Origin of the sequence: Limnovirga soli (assembly GCF_013106755.1) — a bacterium.
Lineage (GTDB): Bacteria > Bacteroidota > Bacteroidia > Chitinophagales > Chitinophagaceae > Limnovirga > Limnovirga soli.
Map to the genome: position 1 here is coordinate 1 of NZ_WHPF01000009.1, position 12,354 is coordinate 12,354.

11 protein-coding genes are annotated in these 12,354 nt (G+C 39.1%); 7 read left to right on the forward strand and 4 right to left on the reverse strand.

What is annotated here, in order from left to right; all coding sequences use genetic code 11:
• The first annotated feature begins 292 nt into the window (after positions 1-292).
• Positions 293-997 (forward strand): hypothetical protein, encoded by a 705-nt coding sequence (locus tag GD597_RS13230; RefSeq protein WP_171608352.1) that lies wholly within the window; start codon positions 293-295, stop codon positions 995-997.
• A gap of 216 nt (positions 998-1,213) precedes the next feature.
• Here the strand turns inward: GD597_RS13230 and GD597_RS13235 are convergent, their stop codons facing one another.
• Positions 1,214-1,420, reverse strand: coding sequence for a hypothetical protein (locus tag GD597_RS13235; RefSeq protein WP_171608353.1), 207 nt, complete (start codon positions 1,418-1,420; stop codon positions 1,214-1,216).
• Positions 1,421-1,985: 565 nt separating this feature from the next.
• On the reverse strand, positions 1,986-3,017 hold the full coding sequence (pheS, locus tag GD597_RS13240; protein ID WP_171608354.1) for a phenylalanine--tRNA ligase subunit alpha: 1,032 nt from the start codon (positions 3,015-3,017) through the stop codon (positions 1,986-1,988).
• Positions 3,018-3,118: 101 nt separating this feature from the next.
• On the opposite strand from pheS, the gene GD597_RS13245 reads away from it, so the two are divergent.
• Genes GD597_RS13245 through GD597_RS13260 form a run of 4 tightly spaced genes read left to right on the forward strand, consistent with a single transcriptional unit; the run spans position 3,119 to position 5,873 of the window.
• Positions 3,119-4,261 (forward strand): cystathionine gamma-synthase, encoded by a 1,143-nt coding sequence (locus GD597_RS13245; RefSeq protein WP_171608355.1) that lies wholly within the window; start codon positions 3,119-3,121, stop codon positions 4,259-4,261.
• Positions 4,258-5,037 (forward strand): TIGR02757 family protein, encoded by a 780-nt coding sequence (locus GD597_RS13250; RefSeq protein WP_171608356.1) that lies wholly within the window; start codon positions 4,258-4,260, stop codon positions 5,035-5,037. Before GD597_RS13245 ends, GD597_RS13250 begins: the two co-directional genes overlap by 4 nt.
• Before the next feature lie 9 nt (positions 5,038-5,046).
• Positions 5,047-5,544 (forward strand): DinB family protein, encoded by a 498-nt coding sequence (locus GD597_RS13255; RefSeq protein WP_171608357.1) that lies wholly within the window; start codon positions 5,047-5,049, stop codon positions 5,542-5,544.
• Positions 5,541-5,873, forward strand: a complete 333-nt coding sequence (locus tag GD597_RS13260; RefSeq protein ID WP_171608358.1) for a hypothetical protein — start codon at positions 5,541-5,543, stop codon at positions 5,871-5,873. Before GD597_RS13255 ends, GD597_RS13260 begins: the two co-directional genes overlap by 4 nt.
• Before the next feature lie 82 nt (positions 5,874-5,955).
• Here GD597_RS13260 and GD597_RS13265 read toward each other — a convergent pair whose 3' ends face one another.
• Both GD597_RS13265 and purN read right to left on the reverse strand, forming a co-directional pair.
• Positions 5,956-6,726: a carboxypeptidase regulatory-like domain-containing protein gene (locus tag GD597_RS13265; RefSeq protein ID WP_171608359.1), complete on the reverse strand. Its 771-nt coding sequence runs from the start codon at positions 6,724-6,726 to the stop codon at positions 5,956-5,958.
• 259 nt (positions 6,727-6,985) lie between these two features.
• Positions 6,986-7,579, reverse strand: a complete 594-nt coding sequence (purN, locus tag GD597_RS13270) for a phosphoribosylglycinamide formyltransferase (RefSeq protein WP_171608360.1) — start codon at positions 7,577-7,579, stop codon at positions 6,986-6,988.
• 280 nt (positions 7,580-7,859) lie between these two features.
• Between purN and GD597_RS13275 the strand changes: the two genes are divergently transcribed.
• Both GD597_RS13275 and GD597_RS13280 read left to right on the forward strand, forming a co-directional pair.
• Positions 7,860-9,086: a c-type cytochrome gene (locus GD597_RS13275; RefSeq protein WP_235954296.1), complete on the forward strand. Its 1,227-nt coding sequence runs from the start codon at positions 7,860-7,862 to the stop codon at positions 9,084-9,086.
• Between the two features lie 73 nt (positions 9,087-9,159).
• The gene (locus GD597_RS13280; protein WP_171608362.1) at positions 9,160-12,273 is read left to right on the forward strand and encodes a TAT-variant-translocated molybdopterin oxidoreductase; all 3,114 of its coding nucleotides are present in this window, start codon (positions 9,160-9,162) and stop codon (positions 12,271-12,273) included.
• Positions 12,274-12,354 lie beyond the last annotated feature (81 nt).

Sequence of the window (12,354 nt, forward strand, 5' to 3'; positions counted from 1 at the left end):
AAAAAGTCTCAAAACCACCGGCTCAAAGCCCCCCTCAACAAGCACAAGGCCCTTAAATTATTGCACATAACCTTTCGTATCTTACACACAGTCAATTAAATATTGCACAATGCATTAATAATATGCGGCATAAAGCAAAAAATGTGCGGCATAGCCCAAAAAATATGCGGCATAACACTAAAATTCTTGCACACTGTCAATAAATTTTAAGGCTTTCCGCTAAAATTATTACACACAGCTTTTTAACTTTAGTACTCAAACATTTTTTTCTAACAATTTAATCTTTTCACTCATGGCATCAACTTCAGAAGTTACCATTGGAGCTAAGGTAACAAACGCAGAAAAAATCTCCACAAACCTAAAAGCATTTGCAGGTTACGCCCCGTCAGACCCTGCCCTCACAGCAGCCGAGTTAGACACCCTAATCAACAACACAAAAGCCAAAAACACCGAAGCCGCTTCCGCCGCCCAGGATTATTCTGCCGCGGTGGACACAAGGCAAAACTTATTTCAAAAAGACACCAATTCATTAATTAGGATAATGTCTCCAATTGGTGCAACGGTTCGTGCTTCCTGTGGCAAAACATCCAAAGAAGCCAGCGACATTGCCGCGATGATTACAAAAATCAGGGGCGTAAAAGTTAAGAAACCCACCAAAGAACCAACGGCAGATTTTGTAAGCCAAAGTGAACGTTCTTATGGCAGCATGACACAGAATTTTTCAGCCATGATAACCACACTTACAAAATATGGGGCTAAATATGCACCGGTAAATACGGATATAACTATAGCAACCCTTCAAACAAAACTTACCGCCCTTACAGCAGCAAACATTGCAGTAACAGCCACATACGGCCAGCTAAAACAAAAACGAGACGACCGTTCAGATTTATATAAACAACTTACAGACCTAACACAACGCATTAAAGACGCAGTAAAAAGTCAGTATGGGTTAAAATCAACAGAGTACAATTTAATCAAGGGAATAAGAGTGTAACGCTCCTTAGGGCAACCACACCAACCCAGGCACTTAAGCACGCTCTAAAGCCCCCCACGCCGCAAATCCAACCTGTCTAAAAGCCCCCTCAAACAGCCAATATCTTTCCATACAATCTAAGCCAATACTTCATGAAAGAATTATAAGCGTATGCAATGCAAATAAAAAAGGCCGTTGTAAATAACAACGGCCTTTTTATTATGTAGTTAGGTTTAATTAAAAACCTTTTGTAGCAACACCATCTGCAATAGCTTGTAAAGCTTTTGCTTCGTTTAAAATAGAAGCCATTTTGTTGCCTTTTCCATCATGACCGGTTGCCATATAACCACCTTTGGCAGTTTTGGTAACAACAGCATCCTGCATGGGAACATTTTTTTCTTTTGTTTTAAGGCAATAGGCCTTTAGCATTTTTGAAGTATCCATCTTTGTTATTTTTTGGATTAGTAATTAAAAATATGGCACAAACTACAAAGTTTTCACCTAAAAAAACAATTTAAACCATTTTAACCTTGCCTTGTGCCTGTTGCAAAAGTATCGCCTTTTACAAAAAGGGTAACATAAAAACTGTTGATTCGTAATTTTTTTATTATTTGTTGCAATTGTATAAAACTTTATAGATACTGGTTTAACCCAAATTTTGCAGTAGAATTTTTTTTAGCCGGGCAATATATTGCTATGGCATCGATACTTGCGTCGCACACTTGTACTGCAGCATTTAATTAAGCTTTTTACAGCCAATACAAATAATTACAAAATCTGGTTTTTAAAACTGTTCGCTGCAGAAAAAGCTATCAACACAACTGTCCTATACCCCCAGCTGCCATGAAAGAGGAACCTTGAACCGAGCGTGGCAAGCGGTGTTGCACATGGAACTTAAGCTGGTAACCAAATAATTGGCTTTAATAGCTAATTGAACATATGCAAGACTTTGGTAGCAATAAAAAAGGGTATGAAATAATTCATACCCTTTTTACTATAAGTGGCTTTTTTATACGCTGCTGGTAAATTGCTGCAAAAAGCGAATATCGTTTTGGGAATAAAGCCTTAAATCGTTTACCCTGAATTTTAGCTGACAAACCCGCTCTACACCCATTCCAAAGGCAAAACCAGTGTGTTTATTGGGGTCTATACCAAAATTCTCCAACACTTTGGGGTGTACCATGCCACTACCCAATATTTCTACCCAGCCGGTATGTTTACATACATTGCAGCCGCTGCCTTCGCATATTAAACAGCTAATGTCCATTTCGGCACTTGGCTCGGTAAATGGAAAATAAGACGGGCGGAAACGCACTTTTACATCTTTGCCAAACATTTCCTGTACAAAATAATAAAGGGTTTGCTTAAGATCAGCAAAGCTTACATGTTCATCAATACATAAACCTTCAATCTGGTGAAAAAAGCAATGTGCCCTTGCGCTAATGGTTTCGTTGCGGTATACACGGCCTGGGCATATTACCCTGATGGGTGGCTTTTGTTTTTCCATAACCCTGGCTTGTACACTGCTGGTATGAGTACGCAGTAACCAATCGGGGTTTTGGTTAATATAAAAGGTGTCCTGCATATCGCGGGCCGGATGATCTGCGGGCAGGTTCATGGCGCCAAAGTTGTGCCAGTCATCTTCAATTTCCGGGCCTTCGGCAATAGCAAACCCAAGGTGTTGAAAAATAGACACTATTTTATTGCGCACCATGGTAATGGGGTGCCGGGTACCCACCGGAAATGGATCGCCGGGTAGCGTCCAGTCAAAACTGGCATGACTGGCTGCACCTGTATTTTCGGTGGCTGCTTTTAACAGCTCGTATTTTTCTTCTGTAAATTTTTTAAACTCGTTTAGTAGCTGGCCAAAGTTTTTCTTTTGCTCATTGGGCACATTTTTCATTTCGCCCATAATGGCTTTTACAATACCCTTGGTGCCCAGGTATTTTATCCTGAATGTCTCGGCTGTATCTGCTGAATCGGGTTCATAAGCTGCAATATCTGCCTTATGTTGTTCTATCTGTTGCAACAATTCTTCCATGCCGCGAAGATAAGGAATGTGTGGTTGTACCTGTACATGCTTTGCTTTACCATTTTTTTAGATTTAATGTACTTAACTTGCTTATTCTTTAAAATAAACATATGAAAAAGGCAACCATATTTATACATGCCGGCACAGAACCTGACCCAAGTACCGGGGCTATTATGACACCAATTTACCAAACATCTACCTATGTGCAGGAGGCGCCGGGTGTGAATAAGGGCTATGAATATGCCCGTTCTCAAAACCCTACCAGGTTTGCACTGGAAGCAGCTTTTGCCGCAATAGAAAATGGGAAATACGGACTGGCATTTAGCAGTGGGGTTGCAGCAACAGATGCGGTTATAAAATTATTGGCACCGGGCGATGAAGTAATTGCAGGTAGTGATATGTATGGGGGTACATACCGTTTATTTACCAAGATTTTTGAAAAATTTGGTATTGTATTTAAGTATGTAAACATGCAACATGCACAAACTATTCAGGAAGCCATTAGCCCAAACACAAAGCTAATTTGGACTGAAACACCCACCAACCCATTAATGAATATTACAGATATAGCCGCTGTAGCAGCCATAGCAAAAGCAAATAATATTTTGCTTTGTGTGGATAATACATTTGCTTCTCCCTATTTACAAAACCCGCTTGATTTAGGTGCAGATATAGTAATGCACTCCGCAACCAAATACCTGGGTGGACATAGTGATGTAATACAGGGCTGCCTTGTAATGAATGATACTAATTTGCGGGATCAGTTGTATTTTATACAAAAAAGCTCAGGGGCTGTTCCGGGGCCGCAGGATTGCTTTTTGGTATTACGTGGGATAAAAACCCTGCACGTACGTATGCAGCGGCATTGTGAAAATGGCGCCAAAATAGCCCAGTATTTAAGGGCTAACCCAAAGGTGGCAAAAGTATACTGGCCTGGTTTTGAAGACCATCCAAACCATGATATTGCCCGCAAACAAATGAGCGGATTTGGCGGGATGATTAGCTTTGAATTAAAGAACGACAGTGCTGATGAAACACGAAGGGTGCTATCTTCTACCAAAATATTTGCGTTGGCCGAAAGCTTAGGCGGTGTAGAAAGCCTTATAAACCACCCGGCTACCATGACACATGCTTCAATACCTAGGGAAGAACGTATAAAAAATGGATTGAGCGACCATTTAATAAGATTGAGCGTGGGTATTGAAGATGCAGATGATTTAATGGCAGATCTGTCTCAAGCTATTGGTGAATGAGTAAGAATAAGCAGTTGAAAGATTTTCTGGATACTAAGGTTGCAGCGTATAATCAGCCTGCATTTATTAAAGATGATCCGGTTTGTATACCACATCTTTTTTCAAAACAGCCCGATATTGAAATTGCTGCATTATTTGCAGCTGTGTTTGCCTGGGGTGGCCGAACTACCATCATTAATAAGTCAAAAGAGTTGATGCAACTAATGCATATGGCCCCTTTTGATTTTGTAATGCACCATTCCACAGCAGATTTAAAAGCCCTGATGCAATTTAAACACCGTACTTTTAATACAACAGATCTTTTATATTTTATTGAGTTTTTGCGGTTTCATTATACAAAACATGCTTCATTAGAAACTGCATTTACTTTACAGTTTGATGCGGGGGAAGATAATACAGCTAAGGCTTTAACGGGTTTTCATGATTACTTTTTTTCCCTGGAAGATGTGCCGCACAGAACCAAAAAGCATATTGCCACCCCAGTTAAAAAATCTACCTGCAAAAGGCTGAATATGTTTTTGCGGTGGATGGTAAGAAATGATAATTGCGGGGTTGATTTTGGGCTATGGAAAAACATATCGCCGGCACAGCTTATTTGCCCGATTGACTTGCATGTGGCCCGGGTAGCTAAAAGATTTAACCTGATTCAAAGAAAGCAAATTGACTGGGAAACAGGGGTTGAATTAACCAATTACCTGCGTTTATTAGATGCTACTGACCCGGTTAAATACGATTTTGCCCTATTTGGCCTGGGCGTTATTGAACAATACTATTAAATTATATTTATGCAAACATCTGCTGCTATTGCATTACAAATGAAGGAAGTTTACGAAGGTGGCAACTGGAGCGAGGTGGATTTAGCCGCCACCCTGGCAGATATTACCTGGGCGGAAGCCAATATTATTACCCCGGTTTCTGCCAATAGCATAGCGGCTATTTTGATTCACCTGCAGTTTTACAATAATGTGGTGAAGGATAGGTTGGCTGGAATAAATACCGCCATACCAGATACCAATGGATTTGATGTACCCAAAATGAAAAATGCGGCTGATTGGAAACTGCTGCAACAGAATAGTTTTGCAAGCGCCCTTGCATTAATGGATGTAGTAAGTGCTTTGCCGGATGAAAAACTGTTTGAGGTATTGACTAGTAGTGGGGTCACCGTTTATAAAACATTGCATGGGGTGGTAGAACATGCTTATTACCATCTTGGCCAAATAGTAATGCTAAAAAAAATTATAAGAACCAAGTTAAGAATAGAGGAAAGAAACAATAGTTTATGACTTTAGAAGAAAATCTGATACAGGAAGAAATTCTGAAAGCAGTAAGCTACGATGTTTTATTGCCTCAATCTACCTATGAGTTGTTTAGAAAGCAATTGGCAGATTATATTAATGCACTGATTAATAATAATTTTCAGCAACTGATTTATTTGTTGTACCGGCTTGATATTAACGAGAAAAAACTAAAAGGCTTACTGGCTGGCCAACCCGGCAGCGATGCCGGCTTTTTAATTGCAGATATGATGATAGAAAGACAGCTGCAAAAAATACAATCAAGGCAGCAGTACAGGCAACCCTACAGGCCTATACCAGATGATGAGCGATGGTAATACACAATGTTGCATTACTTGATGCAGAACAAGAGTGCGACGCAAGCGGTGATTGGCTTTTTGTAAAGGCCGGGCCAATAAATCAGGGCAAAACAAACCCCACCGCGGCAACTGTATTATTATTTACATTGGGAAAAACTGATTTACCGGTGCTGATATCTATATAATCGTTAGGCACCAACGATTCTCCATACGATTTTACATATACCGAGTCGCCTGTACGATAGCCAAGACTATAGAAATCGGCATAAGAAAATCTGGCAGAACCGGTAGCTTGTTTGGCTTTATATAACCCGCTGAAAGAATTATAGGCAGTTGCTGAAACAGCCTGTGTACTGCCAAAAAACAAGCGAATACCCCGGGCAGTATCAGCATTGGCTGGTGGTTGTACAGTGGAGATTATTTTTATGGTATCGGCAAGCGTATCAATGGTAATACTAAGGTTAGAAATGGAGGTAGTGGCCATAGCGCCCAATATTTTTTCGGGAGCCAGCACCGGTGTATCAGAGAAATTATCGGCAAACCTGAAAGTATCCAGCTTATAAGTGCCAAAACCTTGTTTTGTAAATACCAATGTATAAGTACCAAAAGGTAAGTTTTTAAAAGAGTATTTGCCCGATGAGTCGGTAACTGTGCTATAACTGGTGCCTTGCAGACTAACTGTCATGCCATTTGAGATAATGGGGTTACCCAAATCGTCGTACAATTTTACAGAACCATTTAATTTTTCGTTAGAACCGCCGTTCGGCACAAAATCGCTTTTGTTACAGGCTACTGCTAATGCTATACAACCCAAAACCAATACTAATTTTTGTAAAAAAGATACCATAGAAAAATAGCTTGATAATTTCATATTTAATATTAAGTAATATGGCATTAGGAAAAATGCGATACCATATATATGCCGGATATTTTTTATTAGCCCGGCGCCAGAAAATCTATCAGGCACCGCTTGCGTCGCACACTGCATCAATTGGCAAATAGCCCGGCTTTATAGCGGCAAAGATAAAAACTGTACCATCTAAATAATGTTAAGCTATAGGCATAATAGCTGGTTTTTATTAAATTAGGCTTAAAGCCAATACTGCAGGTGGTCTTTGGGCACACTAATTTTATTGTAGGTTGTATTTCGCCAATACCACTTCTTCAATTATTCGTGGAAAATGTTCGTGTTCCAACTGGTGAATTTTATTAGCCAGTGTTTCCGGGGTATCTGTAGGTAAAACAGAGCAGGTTGCCTGAAATATATGTTTACCATGGTCATAGTGCTCATCTACAAAATGTATAGTAATACCACTTTTATCTTTTTTCGCGTTAATAACTGCTTCATGCACATGGTTGCCATACATGCCTTTGCCTCCAAAATCGGGTAATAAGGCCGGGTGTATATTGATGATGGCTGTTGGGTAGATATGGATAAGGTGGGCAGGTATTTTCCATAAAAAACCTGCCAGCACTAAAAAATCAATTCCAAATTCCTTAAGAACGGGTTCATAGGCATCCCCTTTAAAAAAACGCTCTTTTTCCAATATCAGGGTACTTATACTATTTGCCCGGGCTATGTCAAGTACACCAGCCTCAGGCTTGTTACTTACAATAAGTGCTATGGTAATAAATGAAGAAGCCTCAAAAAATTCAATGATTTTTTTGGTATTGCTGCCGGTGCCCGATGCGAATATGGCTAAGTTGTATTGCTTTGTTTCCACCAGAATGTATACTATATATTAAAGGTGCAAAACTGCCGCAAAACTTTGATTTAAAAGAATCTATTTATTGGGGTAAATAATTACACAAATAACAAAAAGCCTTAATAACAGATTTAATTTTACTAAGAATTAAATGTGGGTAACAATGAAAATAAGCGCTAAAAAAAAATTAAAACGTGTTATGTTTTGTCAAATTCCTGTCATACTTTTGTCGCCATTCAAGGATATTTCTCCACATCTATATAATAGTACTGTGAATATGATCCACTTAAGAAGCATTATGGGAAAACTAACTTTTATCGCAGCTTTCTGTTTTTTTGTGCTTTTCAGTAATCAATCTTTCTCGCAGGATGGTAAGGCGCTGTTCTCTCAAAATTGCGCTTCCTGCCATGCGATTAATAAAGATTTGACAGGTCCTGCGCTTGCGGGAGTTGAAGATCGCTGGCCCGACAAGAAAATGCTGTATTCCTGGATCAAGAATAATCAGGCAGTAATTAAATCCGGATATCCTTATGCGGTTGACTTGTACAATAAGTGGAATAAAACCCAAATGAACTTATTTACATCTCTTCCAGATAAAGATATTGATGCTATCCTCGGATATATCAAAGTAGAGGGAAGTAAGCCGGCTGTTGACCCCAACAAGCCCGTTCCTGGTGGAGTAGTTGCAGAAGAAGGCGATAATACCTTACTTTTTGGTATTCTTACCCTAATTCTTGCCATAGTAGCATTTGTTTTGTTACAGGTAAATGCCAATCTTAAAAAATTAGCCGACGATAAAGAAGGTATCCCAGCTACTGAACCGGTGCCAGTTTGGAGAAATAAAGTATACATTATGTTTGCCACACTGGTATTATTTACCATTGGGGGTTATTATACTGTTATGGGGGCTATTGGTTTAGGTCGATCGCAAGATTATCAGCCAGAGCAGCCTATATTCTACTCTCATAAGGTGCATGCAGGCACCAATCAAATCAGCTGTTTATATTGCCATGGAGGTGCACAGGAAAGCAAACATGCTAATATCCCTTCTGTAAATGTTTGTATGAACTGCCATATGGCAATTAACGAATATAAGGGTGAAGCTTTATATACTGCAGAAGGTGAAGAGGTTAATGGTACAAATGAAATAAAGAAATTGTATAAATACGCCGGATACGAAGAAGGTAAACCTTGGGATGCTACCAAAGCAAAGCCAGTTGAATGGGTTAAAATACATAGTTTGCCTGATCATGTTTACTTTAATCACTCTCAACACGTAGCTGTTGGTAAAGTACAATGTCAAACCTGTCATGGTGAAATAACCAAGATGAATGAAGTATACCAATTTGCAGATTTAAGCATGGGTTGGTGTATCAACTGTCACCGTGAAACTAAAGTACAGTTTGCTGATAATGGTTTTTACAGCATTTATGAAAAGTACCATGAAGATATGAAAAATGGTACAATGGATAGTGTAACTGTAGCTAATATAGGTGGTACAGAGTGTCAGAAATGCCACTACTAATATAAAGTGAATCTGTTTTTTCAAATTAGAGAACTGAAGTAACTGTAAATATAAATCCCTGATTTATACCATTATGAGTAATAATAAGCATTGGCAAAGTTTTGGAGAATTAAATAATTCAGCCGCTTTTCAGAAAGCCTCCAAGGATGAGTTTCAAGAGGATTTACCTTTTGTATCAGAAAATGAATCTTTTTTAGATGCTAAAGCGCCCAGAAGAGATTTTCTGAAATATCTTGGATTTAGTACTGCTGCAGCAGCAATTGCTGCCAGTTGCGAAATTCCGGTAAAGAAGGCAATTCCTTTTGCAAATAAACCTGAAGACATTGTTCCTGGTGTTGCTAATTATTATGCCACTACTTATGTACAGGAAGGGGATGCTGTAAGTATCGTTGCTAAAGTAAGAGACGGCAGACCAATAAAAGTGGAGGGAAATGATTTATCTCCCATCACCAAAGGCGGAACATCTGCCAGGGTACAGGCAAGTGTATTAGATTTATATGATACAGCCCGTTTACGTTTCCCTACAATTGATGGTAAAGAAGTTACATTAGAATCGGTAGATAAAGCCGTTGCCTCTTCATTAGGTACTGGCCCTGTTGTAATATTAACTTCTACAATTAATTCGCCAACTTCACTCGAAGTTATTAATCAATTTATAGCTAAATATCCTGGAAGTCGCCATGTTCAATATGATGCGATATCTTATTCAGGCTTATTATTGGCTAATGAAGCTTCTTATGGTAAAAAGGCAATCCCTTCTTATAGGTTTGATAATGCCAAAACCATTGTAAGTATTGCCGCAGATTTTTTGGGAACCTGGTTAAATCCTATTGAGTTTTCAAAACAATATGCCACCGGAAAAAGGATAGATGAAAAAAATCCTTCAATGAGCAAGCACATTCATTTTGAAACAGTGGCTAGCTTAACCGGTTCAAATGCTGATGACAGATTCTTATGTCGTCCATCTGAAATTGGAGCTGTAGCAGCAGCCTTATTATCTGCTGTAAATGGTCAGGGTGTTGCCGGAATACTTGATGCCAAATTAAAATCAGGTATTGAAAAAGCGGCTAAAGAATTAGTAGCTGCTAAAGGTGCATCATTGGTAGTTTGTGGTAGTAATGATGTAAATGTTCAAATTATTGTTAATGCAATAAATGATGCTATCCAATCAGGTGGTAAAACGATTGATTGGTCTGCAACATTAAATTATAAGGGCGGTATTGATGCCGATTTTGCAAAATTGGTGGATGATATGAATGCCGGCGCAGTTGGAGCCCTGTTTATTCAAGGCGCCAACCCAGCATATACCTGGTATGATGCTGATAAATTTGTGGCCGGTCTTAAAAAAGTTAAAACAACTGTTTCATTTAATTCCAGAAATGATGAAACAACGGCTTCTTGCAAATTTGTAATTCCGGATAATCACTTTTTGGAAAGCTGGGGTGATGCAGAACCTAAGTCAGGATATTATTCTTTGATGCAACCTACCATTCACCCATTATTCAAAACACGCCAATGGCAGGATAGCTTATTAAAATGGAGTGGTATAACTACTACCTATCTTGATTTAGTGAAAAGTTATTGGGTGGCTAAACTGGGTAATGAAGTAGCATGGGATAAAGCATTGCAGGATGGTGTTATTAATCCTGCTACAGAAGTTATGGCAACAGCTTTACCTTTCAATGCAGCAACTTTGTCTGGGGCTTTGGCTGCTGTTAGTGCTGCTAAAAAAGGCGGTAAAATTGAACTTTCTTTATATCAAAAAATTGCAATAGGGGCAGGTCAGGGTGCTACTAACCCCTGGTTACAGGAAATGCCTGACCCAATTACAAAAGCTACTTGGGATAATTACCTGATTGTTTCTCCGGCTCTGGCTAAAACATTACTGGATATTGATTTAAGTAATGGCGGGCAGTCTGATGATTACGAGGTACATCCTGAAAAGAAAGTAGTTTCTGTTACAGTAAATAATAAAACTGTTCAACTGCCTGTTTTGATAATTCCAGGTACGCAACCGGATACTGTTGGTATAGCAGTGGGTTATGGAAGATCTGCAGGAAATGGAAAAACAGCTGATGGTGTTGGTAAAAATGTGTTTCAATTTGCGTCATTATCTGGTGGTACAGTAAGTTTTGAAATAGCAAATGTGGATTTGAAACTTACAGATGACACCTATACTGTAGCACTAACACAAACACATGCTATTTATAATACAGATCAGGGTAACCGTACTGAAGTAATGAAAGAGCTTACTTTGGCAGATTACAAGAAAAATCCTGAAACTGTAAGAGAAGAAAGAGAAGAGGAATTAAAACCTTTTGGTGGTATTGAGAAATTTGAGACTCAGGGAACAATTTACCCTTATTATGACAGGCCAGGTATTCACTGGGGTATGAGTGTTGATTTAAACACCTGTACTGGTTGCGGAGCCTGTGTTGTGGCTTGTAATGCAGAGAATAATGTTTCTGTTGTGGGTAAAAGCGAAGTAGCACGTTTCCATGATATGCAATGGATAAGGATTGATCGCTATTACAGTGGAGATTTGGATAATCCAAAAGTGGTTTTCCAACCATTAATGTGTCAACATTGTGACAATGCGCCTTGTGAGAATGTTTGCCCTGTTGCAGCAACAAATCACAGCACTGAAGGTTTAAACCAAATGACGTATAACCGTTGTATTGGTACAAGATATTGTGCTAACAACTGTCCTTATAAAGTTAGAAGATTTAACTGGGCTGATTATACTGGCGCTGATAGCTTCCCTGATAATCAGAATCAACAGTTGGTTGGTAAACTTGATGATGTAGTATTTGTAATGAACGATGATTTATCCAGAATGGTGTTAAATCCGGATGTAACGGTACGTAGCCGTGGTGTTATTGAAAAATGTTCATTCTGCGTACAACGTTTACAGGAAGGTAAGTTAAAGGCTAAGAAAGCTAGCCGCCCATTAAAGACTGGCGCAGATGATGAGTGGGATTTAAAAGTTGCTTGTCAACAATCTTGCCCCACCAATGCAATTGTATTTGGTAATATCAATGACAGCAAGAGTGCCGTTGTTAAAAGCAGGGTAGATAATAAGTTTAGAGAGTTTTACTCAATTGAACAGGTACATACCTTGCCTAATGTTAGCTATTTGGCCAAAGTGCGTAATACTTACGACGAAGCCGAAAAAGCAGAAGGGTAAATATAGCTGCCAAATGCTTTGCAGTACAAGTGTGCGACGCAAGAATGATGATAATTGTACAGGTAGTTTGGCTAAACAAAA

Excerpts from the sequence above, each read along its gene's own strand:
- GD597_RS13245 (WP_171608355.1), top strand. The coding sequence starts at position 3,119 with ATGAAAAAGGCAACCATATTTATACATGCCGGCACAGAACCTGACCCA.
- GD597_RS13280 (WP_171608362.1), top strand. The coding sequence starts at position 9,160 with ATGAGTAATAATAAGCATTGGCAAAGTTTTGGAGAATTAAATAATTCA.
- GD597_RS13265 (WP_171608359.1), bottom strand. The coding sequence starts at position 6,726 with ATGAAATTATCAAGCTATTTTTCTATGGTATCTTTTTTACAAAAATTA.
- GD597_RS13260 (WP_171608358.1), top strand. The coding sequence starts at position 5,541 with ATGACTTTAGAAGAAAATCTGATACAGGAAGAAATTCTGAAAGCAGTA.
- GD597_RS13250 (WP_171608356.1), top strand. The coding sequence starts at position 4,258 with ATGAGTAAGAATAAGCAGTTGAAAGATTTTCTGGATACTAAGGTTGCA.
- GD597_RS13255 (WP_171608357.1), top strand. The coding sequence starts at position 5,047 with ATGCAAACATCTGCTGCTATTGCATTACAAATGAAGGAAGTTTACGAA.
- GD597_RS13235 (WP_171608353.1), bottom strand. The coding sequence starts at position 1,420 with ATGGATACTTCAAAAATGCTAAAGGCCTATTGCCTTAAAACAAAAGAA.
- GD597_RS13275 (WP_235954296.1), top strand. The coding sequence starts at position 7,860 with ATGGGAAAACTAACTTTTATCGCAGCTTTCTGTTTTTTTGTGCTTTTC.
- GD597_RS13230 (WP_171608352.1), top strand. The coding sequence starts at position 293 with ATGGCATCAACTTCAGAAGTTACCATTGGAGCTAAGGTAACAAACGCA.
- pheS (WP_171608354.1), bottom strand. The coding sequence starts at position 3,017 with ATGGAAGAATTGTTGCAACAGATAGAACAACATAAGGCAGATATTGCA.